General features: G+C 59.3%; 14 protein-coding genes. 3 read left to right on the forward strand and 11 right to left on the reverse strand.

The window, feature by feature from the left end; genetic code table 11:
• Window positions 1-60: 60 nt before the first annotated feature.
• Complete coding sequence (locus tag K1567_RS04765; protein WP_034097013.1) at window positions 61-999, forward strand: sensor domain-containing diguanylate cyclase; 939 nt, start codon at window positions 61-63, stop codon at window positions 997-999.
• Window positions 1,000-1,259: 260 nt separating this feature from the next.
• Here K1567_RS04765 and K1567_RS04770 read toward each other — a convergent pair whose 3' ends face one another.
• From K1567_RS04770 to K1567_RS04795, 6 genes are all read right to left on the reverse strand, one after another.
• Entirely contained in the window at window positions 1,260-1,520 is a 261-nt protein-coding gene (locus K1567_RS04770) for a hypothetical protein (protein WP_034097012.1), read from the reverse strand.
• A 96-nt stretch (window positions 1,521-1,616) separates the two neighbouring features.
• Window positions 1,617-1,946: a hypothetical protein gene (locus K1567_RS04775; RefSeq protein WP_034097359.1), complete on the reverse strand. Its 330-nt coding sequence runs from the start codon at window positions 1,944-1,946 to the stop codon at window positions 1,617-1,619.
• A gap of 141 nt (window positions 1,947-2,087) precedes the next feature.
• A complete protein-coding gene (locus K1567_RS04780; protein WP_220698195.1) occupies window positions 2,088-4,577 on the reverse strand; it encodes a TonB-dependent siderophore receptor in 2,490 nt (829 codons plus the stop codon).
• A gap of 147 nt (window positions 4,578-4,724) precedes the next feature.
• The gene (locus tag K1567_RS04785; RefSeq protein WP_034097010.1) at window positions 4,725-5,162 is read right to left on the reverse strand and encodes a DUF3995 domain-containing protein; all 438 of its coding nucleotides are present in this window, start codon (window positions 5,160-5,162) and stop codon (window positions 4,725-4,727) included.
• An 84-nt stretch (window positions 5,163-5,246) separates the two neighbouring features.
• Entirely contained in the window at window positions 5,247-6,260 is a 1,014-nt protein-coding gene (locus K1567_RS04790; protein ID WP_220698196.1) for an ABC transporter substrate-binding protein, read from the reverse strand.
• Between the two features lie 128 nt (window positions 6,261-6,388).
• Window positions 6,389-6,838: a hypothetical protein gene (locus K1567_RS04795; protein WP_034113139.1), complete on the reverse strand. Its 450-nt coding sequence runs from the start codon at window positions 6,836-6,838 to the stop codon at window positions 6,389-6,391.
• A gap of 788 nt (window positions 6,839-7,626) precedes the next feature.
• Between K1567_RS04795 and K1567_RS04800 the strand changes: the two genes are divergently transcribed.
• On the forward strand, window positions 7,627-7,857 hold the full coding sequence (locus K1567_RS04800) for a hypothetical protein (protein WP_034097007.1): 231 nt from the start codon (window positions 7,627-7,629) through the stop codon (window positions 7,855-7,857).
• Window positions 7,858-7,929: 72 nt separating this feature from the next.
• Window positions 7,930-8,172 carry a DUF2789 domain-containing protein gene (locus K1567_RS04805; protein ID WP_034097006.1) on the forward strand — a complete coding sequence of 81 codons (243 nt, stop codon included), beginning with the start codon at window positions 7,930-7,932 and terminating at the stop codon, window positions 8,170-8,172.
• 20 nt (window positions 8,173-8,192) lie between these two features.
• Here K1567_RS04805 and K1567_RS04810 read toward each other — a convergent pair whose 3' ends face one another.
• The 5 genes from K1567_RS04810 to K1567_RS04830 all read right to left on the reverse strand — a co-directional run bounded on the left by K1567_RS04810 (window position 8,193) and on the right by K1567_RS04830 (window position 14,353).
• Window positions 8,193-9,866, reverse strand: coding sequence for a methyl-accepting chemotaxis protein (locus K1567_RS04810; protein WP_405045955.1), 1,674 nt, complete (start codon window positions 9,864-9,866; stop codon window positions 8,193-8,195).
• Window positions 9,867-9,965: 99 nt separating this feature from the next.
• Window positions 9,966-10,370: a TraR/DksA C4-type zinc finger protein gene (locus K1567_RS04815; protein ID WP_003191666.1), complete on the reverse strand. Its 405-nt coding sequence runs from the start codon at window positions 10,368-10,370 to the stop codon at window positions 9,966-9,968.
• Window positions 10,371-10,716: 346 nt separating this feature from the next.
• Window positions 10,717-11,739: an ABC transporter permease gene (locus tag K1567_RS04820; RefSeq protein WP_034097004.1), complete on the reverse strand. Its 1,023-nt coding sequence runs from the start codon at window positions 11,737-11,739 to the stop codon at window positions 10,717-10,719.
• A gap of 59 nt (window positions 11,740-11,798) precedes the next feature.
• A complete protein-coding gene (locus K1567_RS04825) occupies window positions 11,799-13,352 on the reverse strand; it encodes a sugar ABC transporter ATP-binding protein (RefSeq protein ID WP_034113130.1) in 1,554 nt (517 codons plus the stop codon).
• A 65-nt stretch (window positions 13,353-13,417) separates the two neighbouring features.
• Window positions 13,418-14,353 (reverse strand): sugar ABC transporter substrate-binding protein, encoded by a 936-nt coding sequence (locus K1567_RS04830; protein ID WP_034097002.1) that lies wholly within the window; start codon window positions 14,351-14,353, stop codon window positions 13,418-13,420.
• Window positions 14,354-14,386: the final 33 nt, after the last annotated feature.

Here is a 14,386-nt window from a genome sequence, read left to right on the forward strand (position 1 = left end):
ACTCCCGGCGTGGATCACAAGAGGCTCTTGGCACTTAGCCATCATTTCGAGCAGTCCGTAATGAGCCATATTCCTTCGAGCCAAACCGACAGTGATGTCTACAAAACGCTGCTGGAGTCCACTAAAGCCATACCTTGGCGTATCGAGTGGCAGAGCATGACCTTCAGCTACATCGGGCCGCAGATCGAAACAGTGCTGGGCTGGAGCCAGCAGAGTTGGGTCAGCGTGGACGACTGGGTCGAGCGCATGCACCCGGACGACCGGGAGTATGTGGTGAACTTCTGCGTCTCGCAGTCCCGTGCCGGCGTCGACCATGAGGCCGATTACCGCGCCCTGACGGTGAATGGCGATTACGTGTGGATTCGCGATGTGGTGCATGTGATACGCAAGGACGGCGAAGTCGAAGCACTGATTGGTTTTATGTTCGATATCAGCGAGCGCAAGCAGACCGAAGAGCACTTGATCCGCCTGCAAAAGCAACTTGAGGAATACTCCTATCAGGATGGCCTGACGGGCATCGCCAACCGGCGCATGTTCGACACCGTGCTGGAACGCGAATGGGCCAGCGCCCAGCGCAGCCAATTGCCGCTGTCGTTGATCATTTTGGATATCGATTTTTTCAAGCAGTACAACGACCACTTCGGCCACATCAAAGGCGACGACTGCCTACGCCAAGTAGCGCGCACATTGGCACTGGCCGCGAATCGGCCAAGGGACTTTATCGCGCGGATCGGCGGCGAAGAGTTCGTGTGGTTGCTGCCGGAAACCGACGCTGCATCCGCCCGGCAAGTGGCACGACGCTGCCTGCACCTGATCTGCCAACAGGAGATCGAACATCCGCATTCCTCCGTGTCCCACCTGTTAACGTTGAGCCTGGGTGTCGGCACGCGGCTGGTCACAGCGGGTAGCGAAGCGCTGGAATTCGTCGAGGAGGTCGACAAGTTGCTGTATCAGGCCAAGCATGATGGCCGCATGCGTGCGGCGTTTGCCGACGATTGAACCCGGCCTGCGGCCAAATCCCAGGCAAAAAAAATCCCAAGTAGCTGATGGAAACTTGGGATTTAAAAATGCATAAACCGTGGGAGGTGAACGCACGGCTATGGTAACCATTGCAAAAAGCTGTAACAACATTATTTACGTCCTTTCGTCGGATTAAAAACGCTGTAAGTGCTTCAATATCCACATGTTTTTTATGTCTTAGCGGATATTAAGTGCCACCTTTTGGTGCAACTAGTCCACTTATAAAAAAGGGTTATTACTTATAACGGCGCGCTCGCTTTCTTCGATTCTTCGTTCAGTTGTTCGCACGTATCGCGCACATCCGCCCCGCCGAACGCCGTCGCACTAGCCACCCGCGCCACTTGCCGACACAGGGTCAGACGCTCGGCGGCGCTCTGTCGCTGACGGTCCGCTTCGGCGTTGATCTGCATGAAATAGGCGCCGAGCATCAGCGCCACGCCGACCACGCCGGCGACCAGGTAGAGCACGCTGTTGGATGAGGAGTGTTCTGGCTGCTGCATGACCGTTTGCGCCCTGCTCTCGTGGCAATCACGACGCAATTGTATGCAAACGGACATACTGGATTTGTGGTGGATTTGTAATCCGGGTGCGCGTATTTACTTACGCGCCACTTTGTAACGCACGCAGTCCTGATAAAAGCTCTGGCGAATGGCTTCAGGCTTGAGCCGCGAACGGCTGTCGTAGGTTTGCTCGGTAATGCCCATGGCCATCATGCGCATCCACGATTTGCTGAATTTAAGGGTTTGGATTTTCTGACGGGCGGCATACAGCGACACACCCGACAGTTTCAGCTCTTGGGCCCTGGCGGCGGTGCCGGCGCCCCAACTGCACATGTACTTGTCACCCTCACGCAACTCCCTTGCCTGCACGGCCGTCGCGCCGCCTGCCAGGGAGCAGGCGATCAGCATGATTCCAACATTGCGCATTTGCATCCCCACCTAACCACCTGAAAATAAAAGCGATTTTGGCGAGGATTTTGTTACAAAGGGGCCATTAAAATGCCTTATCGCAGGCTCCTCGGCCCGCCCACTTCCCTGTGGGGCGCGAGCTTGGCACACGTCACGTCTTTACCACTGGTACGTGGCATTCGCCTGTACCGTGCGCTGCGAGCCATACCAGCACCATGAATACGAGTAGCACGACGCGACGTACTCTTTATTGGCCAGGTTGGTGGCGTTCAATGCCAGGCGCAGCTTGTCGTTGAGGTTGACGATATTTGGGATGTCGTAATGCACCGCAGCGTCAAACAAGGTGTAGCCGGGCACTTTCAACGTGTTGGCGGTATCGCCCCAGGAAGAGCCGACATAGCGAGCACCCGCCCCCGCGCCGAAGCCTTTGAGGTGGCCGTCGCGGAAGGTGTAATCGGCCCATGCCGAAGCGGTATGCCGTGGCACGCCGTAGGTGGTGGTGCCTTCCACCGGGACCGCCGGGCCGACGCCAATATCGCTGATTGGCGCATAACGCACGGTGCTGTTTGACTTGGAGGCGCGGTTGTCCAGGTAAGCGTAAGCAGCGGTGATATCGAGGTTATCGCTCAGGCTGGCCTTGCCCTCCAGTTCAAAGCCGCGGGATTGCTGTTCGCCATCCTGAATCTGGCAGCGACCGTTACCACACAGGTGGGTCGGATCCGGGTCCATGGTCGGCACGTTGCTCTGGCGCAGGTCGAAAATCGCCGCGGTGATAAAACTGTTGCTGCCCGGCGGCTGATACTTGATGCCCAGTTCATATTGCTTGCCCTCGGTCGGCTTGAACACCGAACCGCCGTAGCCGGTCCCCGATTGCGGGTTGAACGACTCCGCGTAACTCACATACGGCGCCAGGCCGTTATCGAACAGATACACCAGCCCTACACGCCCGGTGAACGCCTCACTGTCCAAGGAGGACTTGCTCTTGGCACCGGTGCGCAGCGTCTTGGTAGTGCCATCGGTGCTGGCCCAGTCATACCGGCCGCCCAGCAGCAGCACCCAGTTGTCCCACTTCATCTGCTCTTGCAGGTAAACCCCGGTTTGCTCGCTGCGTGAAGTGGCGTCCGTGGCGAAGGCCGGCGTGGTCACCGGGGCGCCGTATACGGGATCGAAGATATCCAGTGAAGGCCCCGAGCCATAACCCGCCTTGGTATCGGTGCTGGTGTTCTGGTAATCGGCGCCCATCAACAGCGTATGCTGCAACGGCCCGGTGTCGAATTTGGCCTGCACCTGGTTGTCGAGGTTGTAGGCATCCATGTCCACATCGGTGGCAATGGTCGAGCGAGTAGACGTGCGGTAATCGGCCTGCAGATAGCTGTTGTAGATGCTGCGATAGATGCCCTCGGCACGCAGATAGCGTGCATTCTGGCGCAGCGTCCACACGTCGTTGAAATGGTGTTCGAACGCGTAGCCGACGGAGTAATACTCACGATCGCTTTTCTCGAAGTTCTTTTCACCGTCGTAGTAGTCCACGTCGATCTTGCGCCCGGTGGGGCTGTGCAGCACCGAGCCCCAAGCCGGTACCGAGCCGTAGGATGCGCCCTTGGGGTCTTTCTGAAAGTGCCCCAGCAAGGTCAGCGATGTGTCCTCGTCCGGGCGCCAGGTAAAGGCGCTGGACAACGACTGACGACGGGTCTCGGTGTGTTCGACCTGGCCATCGGCATCGTCGAAAAGACCGGCGACACGGTAGGAATACACCCCTTGATCGTCAAGCGGGCCGCTGAGGTCGAAGGTGGTGCGCTTTTTATCAAAGGTGCCGTATTCGACGCCCACTTCATGGAACGGCACATCCAGCGGCCGCTTGGTAACCATATTGATCACACCGCTGGGCGAACCCTGGCCGTATAGCACCGAGGCGGGGCCACGCAGCACTTCGACCCGTTCCAAATCGAACGCATCTTTCTGCGGCAAGGCATCGCGGCTGGACGGCATGCGCAGGCCGTCGAGGTAAGTGGTGGGCAAGAAGCCACGAATGGTCAACTGGTCGAGGCGCGAGGCGGTGGCGCCACGGGTTTCCGGCACCACGGCGGCGCTGTAGCGCAGGATCTGATTGAGGCTTTCGGCGTTCTGGGCACGCATCTGGTCTTTAGTGACCACCGAGATCGACTGCGGGGTTTCGATCAGCGCGGTATCGGTCTTGGTCGCCGACAGGCTGCGCGTGGCCACATAACCGGGCACCGGACCGGTGGGGCTTTCGGCCTGGTAAGCCGCGTTGATGGTGGTGGCCTGCAGTTGCATGGCCCCGCCGCTGTCCGGGATCGCCTCCAAGCGATAACGGTCGCCGGAAAGTTTCAGCGCCTGCAAACCGGTGCCGGCCAGCAATTGGTTCAACGCCCCATCGATATCGTACTGCCCGCTCACGCCCGGGCTGCGCTTGCCTCGGGTCAGCTCTGCATCGAACGCCAGCACCAGCCCCGCCTGCTCGGCCAGGTTATTGAGCGCCTGGCTCAAATCACCGGCCGGCACCTGGAAGCCGCGCTGGGCGCTGCTTTCTTCGGCGAAGGAGGACTGGACGGTCAACAACGGCACAGCGGCAAAAGCCATCGCCACCGACAAAGCCAGCGGATGCAAGGGACGAGCAAGACGCGACATGATAAATCCTGCGTAATTGAGGTTCTATCTACCATGACGGCCAGCTTGGAAAATCGGGTAAGGATGCGAGGGGTTTTTATTTGAGAATCAATCAGCGCTGGCTGACAGTTGCTTGCCAACAAGCACACGGGTCTTTCCAGGCGCGGCTCAGGCCCAAGCCACTACCAACAACCCTACCCCCAGAGCCAGGCACAACGGTGAATAGCAATACGTATCCCAACGCGCAAACCGCGACCCTCCGACTTTTTTGAAAAAACCCACCAGTTCTGAGTCGCCGATGGCCCTGGCGAACATCAGCACGGCGATGGCGCTGATACCCCATTGCAACGCATGGTGGGATACCGCAGGGAAATACAGGCCGGCGCGCAGGCAGACCAATAGCGCAATCCCCACCAGCCCCATCGCCACCAAAAAGGTGCCCAGGGCCGACGGTTTGAACGCTGGGCGCGGGCCGCTGGCAAATTCGCCGGGCAACTGCGGGATGGCCGCCAGGCTGCCGAGCTTGCCGCCGGCGGCCCAGTACAGGTGGATCACACTGATTCCGGTGAATATGCCGACGATCCAGCGTGCGATCACAAAACTCATGACGGGCTCTCCCTGAAAAGGTCCGGGAAAGGATAGTCGTCCGAGGTTTTTTTGCAGGTATTTCGTCGGGGAGCGAACGGCCTGCTACTTCAGGCTCGCCTCAACCTTCTGCGCCACCTCGTCGGTCAGCCAGGCCTTCCAGACCTCGGGATGGGCCTTGAGAAACGCCTGAGCCACCTCCCTTGGCGGAGTATGGTTTTCACTCATGGTGGCCAAGGCCTTGTTCAGCGGCTCAATGGGAAACTCGACTTTTTCGAAAAACCCGGCGATCTGTGGGTACGCCTTCTGAAACGGCGTAGACACACCGATGCTCAACTTGGACGCCAGCGAACGAGTCGGCTTTGGATTGGGGTTGTCGGCGTCGGTCAGGGTTTTCCAGGCCTCGGCATCGAATGGCGGCTCTTCGAGCTGGATCAGTTTGTAGCGCCCCATCAAAGGAGTCGGCGACCAGTAGTAGAACAGCACCGGTTTGCCACGCCGGATCGAGGAGGCGATTTCGGCATCCAGCGCCGCACCCGAGCCGCTGCGGAAGTTCACGTAGCTGTCGTCCAGGCCATAGGCTTTGAGCTTCTGCTGATTGACCACTTCCGAGGTCCAGCCGATGGGGCTGTTGAGAAAGCGCCCCTTGTCGGGAGATTCCGGGTCTTTGAATACATCCTTGTAGCGCGCCAGGTCTTTTACACTCTTGAGGTCCGGCGCCATCGGTTTGATGCCCTTTGCGGGGTCCCCCTTGACCACATATTCAGGCACCCACCAGCCCTCGGTTGCGCCTTTGACCGTATCGCCCAGACCGGCCACTTTGCCTTCGGCCTCAGCCTTGACCCACACGGGACTACGGCCAGCCCACTCCTCGCCGATCACCTGGATGTCATTCTTGGCCAGGGCGGTCTCCAGGGTGATGGTGGTACCGGGCAACGTGTCGGTGGGCAAGTCATAGCCCTTCTCGACGATAAACCGCAGCACTTCGGTGATCAGGCTGCCGCTTTCCCAATTCAGGTCGGCAAAATGCACCGGCGTTTGCGCCGCCGCGGGCAACGAAGCCATCGATAGACTCAGGCTCGTCAGGGACGCCACCAACAGGGTTCTCAAACCTTTCATGCCTTACCTCGCGTACTGCAGCCATAGCGGATGGCTTTGCCGCGAACGCGCGAAGCCTCTGAATAGTTAAGTCAACTCAACTGTAGTAGAGGTTCCGGAAGACGACACACGCGTGTGCTGTGGACGCTTTACTCGCTGGCCTTGAAGGTGACCAGTTCGCCCTTGCGCCACTTGGCGGCCTTGCCGGTCACGGTTTTAAGGGTTTTGGTCAGACCCTCCTGCAATTGTTCATGGGCGGCGAACACCAGCATCACACTGTGGCCTTCCTTGAACACGATGCCCTCGCCTTCGGCCGAAGAAACAAAGGCGTAATCACCCAGGCCATATACCGTCAACTTGATGTCGCGGAACTTCAATTCGAACTTACCGCCTTCGCGGCTGGGCAATACCGCCGCGCGAAAATGGTCGCCCACTTTGAGTTCAAGACGCTGTTTGTCATCCACCACCAATGCCGTTTCGGTGTCGATTTCGGCGACGTAGATGCCTTCCGGCGTCTGCTCAGTGATGTAAACAAAACGGGATTGGAACTGTTTGACCAACTTTGCGCGCAAATCACCCAGCACGAACAATGCGTGCATATCCAGATTACTGACTGCCAAGGAAAAGCCCCCACATCGAAAAAAGTACGGCCTGCAGAAACAGGCAGCACACTAAAACGGCCAATACGGCACGATCACCTGATGCACTTATTGAAAAAACTGAAGAAACTTCCTGCCGTATTGCACGCCTCGTACGGGCGCACACGATGGACCTTATGCAAGGTCACCGGGACTGACAGGAAATCACAGGTTCAACGACCCGAGAATACGGGTCGCACCGCTTCAGAGAATAACCCCAATCAAAAACGTAGTTTCCGACAGTTCACACAAAAATTACTTGGCGTGGAACCGAGTGTCGACCCGCGACGACAATGGTAGAACAGCGATAGGGTTCAAACCACCCGAACCGTTTGCGGTAAGTCACAAGATCGATAGGAGCTGACCATGCAACGACGTCACTATCAGGCTACGTCTTCCGGCACTCGTTCATCATGTCCAGACGAGCGCCAATATTACTGCTTGCCAGGCCTGGAAGGGTACTCCAATTCTGTTCTTTACCAAGTGGTACCTGCCGGGAGGAACTTCTTTCATATCCTGGAAGTGACCAGTGGCCGAATCAGGGGTTTCCGCAGCAACCATATCAAGGCGTGTGAACTGGCCAAACAACTGGAAGCCAGTCTGCACGATGGGATCGTTTCGTCACCTGGTTGACTTTACCGCGCCACAGCCCTCCAACAACTGCCATACTGACCCGTCCATTGAAGTTTGCCCCGCCGGCGGGTCAGGTTTCATCAGTGCAGTTGAATACCTCGAAGGGAAGGCGATACGTGACGGAATTTGATATTGGCGAATTTTTTATCCGTGGCGAAGCCAGGGAAGTTGACGGTGAATTTCAAGCGGTCATCGTAATGCGTGCCAAACCGCCCCTGACCACTACTACCACCCACCAAGTGGAAAAAGACCGTTGGTTCAAGACCGTGGAGGCCGCTGCCAGCGCCGCCAAAGAGTCGGCCCAGGCCCTCAAGACGGCCGTGGATGCCGGCGCACTGACCTGCTGACGAACAAATTCGAACTCTGCCGTGTCAGGGCCCTCCCATGCATAACGCTGCTCACTTTGCATGGAGATACCAATGGACACCACCCCCCCTACCCTGGAAACCCTGTTCGATCAACTTGGCCTGGATTCATCCCAAGAAGGTATTGAGCGGTTCACCGCCGAGCACCGCCTGCCGGACGACGTCAAATTGGTCGACGCCCCGTTCTGGAGCGCGCAACAGGCCAGTTTTCTCAAAGAGCAACTGCACGTCGACGCCGAATGGGCGCCGGCGGTGGACGACCTGAACGCGCTGTTGCATGAGCCCGCCAAGGCGTAACGCGAGCGCCACGCCCGACCTCAGCGTTTGGCGCTTTCCGGTTTATAACCCAGGCGCAACCCGCCCCAATGCCGGCCGTTGACCATGATCGGTACCGACAGATCATGCATCAGCTCGCCGGTATCGCGGGTGTAGGTCTGCAGTAACACCGCCTGCTGATGACTGCCGCAGCGAATGCCTGTGCGGTCGTCGAACTTACGTTTGGTGCGGTTCTGCACCGCATCCACTTTGGCATCGCCGGTCAACGGCTGGGAAAACGCATTATTGTGGGTCGGCACGTAGCCCTGTGGCGTGCAGGCGATGGCAAATACCAAGCCTTCGTGACGCGGCAATAGCGCCTCTTGGATCGCCGGTAGCACCTTGTCGGTGTAACTGTCGAAGCGGGTGTGGTACTTGCTCGGGCTGGTGTTGGGAATCGGGGTATAAGTACGGTCGAACAGGTCATCCAGGCTGATGCGGTTTTGCTGTATATCCGCTTCGAATTGCGCAGCGATGCGGCTGGCGCCCTCGCGGGCCAGGTCGTAGATCCGTTGGTGATAGTCGTCCAGCCCCACCGCCGCCAGACGCTCGCTGATGGTTTCGGCCTGCCCTTCCATCTGGATCGCGGCGTCGGCCAACTGCCGGGTTTGCTCGTCGCTGATGCTCAAATCGCTGCGCATCTGTTCCACCGCATGGAACAGGCTGTCGAGCTGCGCCTGGTTGGTGTCGGTGCCCTGGGCGATTTCATTGACTTGGCCTTCCACATCGGCGGCGAGGCTGGCAATGCTTTCCAACTGTTCGCCGGCGTGCTCCACCTGCTCGACGCCGGTGTGCAAATCCGCCGATAACTGGCGAATCTGCTCCACGACCTGAGCCGTGCGCTGCTGGATATCCGCCACCATCACCCCGACTTCATCGGTGGCCGTGGCGGTACGCCCGGCCAGCCCGCGCACTTCGTCGGCCACCACCGCAAACCCGCGCCCATGCTCACCGGCCCGTGCCGCCTCGATGGCGGCATTGAGCGCCAACAGGTTGGTCTGGCTGGCGATGGACTGGATCACCAGGGTGACCCGCTGGATTTCCTCGCTGCGCTGGCTCAAGGCTTCGATCAGCTCGCGGCTGGCATTGGCGCGCTGGCTGAGCTGACGCATGCGCGTGATGGAGTGCACCAGCACTTCCCGGCCTTCGGTACTGCGCTGATGGGCCTGGCTGGCGGCCCCCAAGGCCTGGCGGCTGAGCTGGGAAGTGACCTGTTCGGTGCTGATCATGACTTCGGCACTGCTGACAATCTGTTTGGCCGCCGTCAATTGCGACTGCAGGCGCGCGGCCAGTTGCTTGACCGAATAGGCCACGCCGGCAGCGGACAGTGCGTTATGGCTGGTGGTGTAGGACAGATCCCGGGTCAGTTCGCCAATCGTATCGACGGCTACCGGCGCAGGGCCGACCGGGCGGCTGCGCAAGCGAGGCAGCCAGATCACCAACAGGGCGATGGGCAGACACAGGTAGATCGGCAGCTGGGCGAATGCCAGGCCTAACAATATCAGCACCAGAGCAGTGCTCTGCAACAGCGGCGTCAGCCAGCCGGGCAACCGGCGCGCCACCGCGTGTGGCGGCACTGCTGCGCCCATCAGAGATCCGTCCCCAGCCATTTCGTCACCCCCACTGATTGTCTTTATTGTCACGGCATTAAACGCCACTATCCGGCCATTATCCATGGGCCTTTAGTGGGGTGCCGTGCAGTAGATCAATAGTAGACGGGGTGTGGCGGGTATTCCTGCGGGGAACCATGCGGACGGCTCCCCGGCTTCACCGCATCAGGCTTGGCGCTGATGCTTGTCGATCTGCTCGTGACGCTCTTGCGCTTCGATGCAGTACTTGGTGGTCGGGCTGATCAGCAGGCGCTTGAGGCCGATAGGCTCGCCGCTGTCGTCGCACCAGCCAAAGGAATCTTCCTTGATGCGTTCCAGTGCACGCTCAAGCTGCGGCAGCATGCGCTGGTCGCGGTCGATGGCGTTGACCAGCCAGGTGCGCTCTTCTTCCACGGAAGCAGCGTCGGCCGGGTCAGCCGGGGTGTCCAGGCTTTCAATGGCGATACGGTTCTGTTCAATGCGCTCGTGGTGTTCCACTTTCATGTCTTGCAGCAACTTCTCGAAAAAAGCGTGCTGTTCGGCATTCATGTAGTCATCCGCCGGCATGGCCAGCAACTTTTCCTTTGTCATTGATTTCTCTATAAAAAATACGTGCATTAAGGCGAATAAGGGAGCGTTCCGGCCGACCTGTGCAGGTCTCGGAAGGGCGCCATCCATTCCAAGCGCCACCCGGCACTCAATTTACGAGGGGCGGCAGTCTAAGGCCGACTTGAGGGCGCAGCAACTGAAAAGACAGGCATTTTTTCCGATATAACCCCCAAAGACACCAGGACGGGCTTGGCGAATGGTCATCGGAGTGCGTTTATAGCAGGAAAGTTCGTAGAGCAGCTATAAGCCGCAAGCTGCAAGCGACAAGCTGTAGAGCTCGTCGGACTTCCAACTTGCAGCTTACAGCTTGTGCCTTGTGCCTTACAGCTCAGCGTTTAAGCTTGCGCTTATTGCGATATTGGTCGATCACCACCGCCACCACGATAATCAAGCCCTTGATGATGTCTTGGATATACGCATCCACCCCTACAAAGGTAAACCCGCTGGCCATCACGCCCAGAATCAGCGCGCCGATCACGGTGCCGGTGATGCGCCCTACCCCGCCCGCCAGGCTGGTCCCGCCGATCACTGCGGCGGCAATCGCATCCAGCTCATACGACATGCCCATGCCGGCCTGACCCGTGGCGGCCCGCGCCGAGGCAACCACCCCGGCCAGCCCCGCCAACAGACCGGCGATGCTGTAGACGATGATCAGGTGACGCTTGACGTTGATCCCCGACGTCCGCGCCGCCTGCATATTGCCGCCGATGGCATAGGTGTACTTGCCGTACTTGGTGTAACGCAGGGCGATATGAAAGATCACCGCCACCACCAGGAAGATGATCACCGGCATCGCGCCGTGGCCGATCGCGGTGTAGGAGTCAGACAGCATGCTCACCGGCTGGCCTTCGGTGTAATAGCGGGCCAGGCCACGGGCCGAGACCATCATGCCCAGGGTGGCGATAAACGGTGGGATCCCGGTAACGGCGATGATGCTGCCGTTGATCGCTCCCGCCAGCAGCCCAACTCCCAGGCCCATGGCGACCGGAATCCACACCGGCAAGTCGGTCAGGCTGGGAAACACCGCCCGCGAGAAGTCCGACGTCTGCGCCAGGCTGGCGGCGATCATCGCCGACAGCGCCAGCACCGAACCCGAAGACAAGTCGATCCCCGTGGTAATGATCACCTGGGTCACGCCGATGGCCAGCAGGCCAATGATCGACACTTGCAGGATCATCAGTACCAGGCGCTGGGAGTTCATCAGGAAACTCTGATCGCGCACAATCCAGCCAAACACCTCAAACACCAGGCCGATGCCGATCAGCACCAGGAAGATGCTCAGCTCGGTGGGCATTCGACGCCGATGTTTGACCGGCGCCGAGGCTGGCTTGTTATCCGTTATTGCGTTCATAACCATTCACCTTTTTTATTCTGAAGCGCAGGCCAACCGCCGGCCCGCGCGGCGGTGCGTCAGTGGACTGCGGTCATACCCGAGGCCAGATGCATGACTTTTTCCTGGGTCGCTTCGCTGCGGTCCAGGGTGCCCATCAGTTCGCCTTCGTGCATTACCATCACCCGATCGCTCATGCCCAGCACCTCGGGCAACTCCGAAGAAATCATGATCACCGCCATGCCCTCGCTGGCGAGGAACGAGATCAGTCGATAGATCTCAGCCTTGGCGCCGACGTCGATGCCGCGGGTCGGCTCGTCGAGGATCAGCAGGCGTGGGTTGGTCATCAGCCAGCGGGCCAGTAGCGCCTTCTGCTGATTGCCGCCGGACAAGGTGTCGATGCACTGCTCCAGCGACGGCGTTTTCACCCGCAGCTTCTTGCACATGTCTTCGCACAGTGCGCGCAGGGCTTTCTGTTGGATAAAGCCGTTGCCCGAATAGTGGTGCAATACAGCCATTTCCATGTTTTCCAGCACCGACAGACAGGGGAACAGGCCACTGAGCTTGCGGTCCTCGGTCAGCAGTGCAAAGCCTTTGTCGATGGCCATATGTGGGTCGGTGATGCGCACCGGCTCGCCGTCGAGGGTGATCTGGCCGCCGTCGGCGGGGGTGATACCGAACAAGGTTTCGGCCACGTTGGTGCGGCCCGAGCCCATCAGCCCGGCAATTCCGAGAATCTCCCCGGCGTGCAGGTCGAACGACACATCCTTGAACACCCCGTCCAGGCGCAGGTTGCGCACCGACAGCAAGCGCTCGCCGATGGGCGTTTCGCGCACCGGGAACAACTGGCTCAGCTCGCGGCCCACCATCATCGAAATCAGGCTGTCGCTGTCCATACTGTCGGCCCGTTGCAGGCCGATGTACTGACCGTCGCGAAACACCGCCACTTCATCGGCGATGGCGAACACTTCGTCCATCTTGTGTGTGATATAGACGATGCCTTTGCCCTGGGACTTGAGGTCGGCAATGATCGAAAACAGATGGGCCACTTCCTTCTCGGTGATGGCCGATGTCGGTTCGTCCATGATCAGGATGTCGGAGTCGTAGGACACCGCTTTGGCAATCTCGACCATCTGCCGCTCGGCGATGCTCAAGTTGCCCACCTGTTCCTCGGGGTCCAGGTTGATGCGCAAGCGCGCCAGCAAGTCGGCGGTGCAGCGGTGCATTTCGCGGTGGTTGACCATGCGCAGGCCATTGAGCTGCTCGCGGCCGATCCAGATGTTCTCGGCGATGCTCATGTGCGGCATCAGGTTGAGTTCCTGATGGATCATCGCAATCCCGGCCTTCTGCGCGGCCAGCGGGGTGTCAAATACGATCGGCTCGCCTCGCAGGCGGATTTCGCCGCTGTCGGGCTGGTAGATGCCGGCGATGATCTTCATCAACGTCGATTTGCCCGCACCGTTCTCGCCCATCAGCGCCAGCACGGAACCGGGGCGCACGCGCAGCTGCACATCGTCCAGGGCCACGACACCGGGGAAGCCTTTGCTGATGTTGAGGATTTCCAGCAGGTAGGGTTCGTCCAGCGCACGGGGCTGGATACCCGCAGGCTGCGAGGCTGTGGCTTGAGCGAGCATAGACAGGTACTCCATCGACAGGGCGGGCACGACCGCCCTGCCGGCTTATTATTGTGAGGTCGGGGCTACTTGAAGTCTTTGACGTTGTCCGGAGTGATCAGCTTGAACGGGATCACCACGTTCTGCTCCGTCGCCTCGTTTTTTGCCATCTTGCGCGCCGCTTCCACCGAGCCGACGGCCTGGCCCTTGGCGTCCTGGAATGCCGACGCAGCCATGTCCCCCTTGGCGATCGCGTTCAAACCGTCCGGTGTGCCGTCGACACCGGCGATCAACACACTGCCCTTTTCCTTGCCGGCTGATTTCAAGGCCATGGACGCACCGATAGCCATCTCATCGTTGTTGGCCAGCACCGCGTCGAATTCGCGGCCCTGGGTCAACCAGTCGTTGACCAGCGTCATGCCCTTGTCGCGTAGCCAGATCCCGGTTTGTTCCTGCTCGATCTTGATGTCCGGATACTTGGCCAGCACCTCTTTCACGCCCTTGGTGCGGTTGGTGGTGGAGTTGTTCGCCAGGTCACCCAGCAGGATCACGATCTTGCCCTTACCGCCGAGTTTTTCGGCGATGTACTGCATTTGCAGCTTGCCGGCTTCGACGTCGTCGGAGGTCACGGCCACGACATCCTTGGGCAGGTCCTTCTGATCTGGCCGGCGGTTGACGAACACCAGTGGGATTTTCGCGGCGGTGGCGGCCTTGATGATGTTGGCGGTCGATGCGGTGTCCACTGGGTTAACGATGATGGCGTCGACTTTCTGGCTGATAAAGTTCTCGACCTGGCTCAGTTGCTTGACCACATCGGCGCGGGCGTCTTCGAACTGCAGCTGCACGCCATCACCCTTGGGGTACGACTTGGCTTGCTTGTCCATGTCTTCACGCAGGTAGGTCAGAAAGGTGTCATCGAATGCGGACATGCTCACGCCCACTTTGATATCGGCGGCGCTGGCAAACCCACTGGCCAGCAGCATGGACAAGGCCAGCGCGGTAAAACGGATCGGGGTCTTCATGAACGGTCTGTCTCCACTTTCTTGTTGGTTTTG

The organism is Pseudomonas sp. S5F11 (genome assembly GCF_019641515.1).
Lineage (GTDB): Bacteria > Pseudomonadota > Gammaproteobacteria > Pseudomonadales > Pseudomonadaceae > Aquipseudomonas > Aquipseudomonas rhodesiae.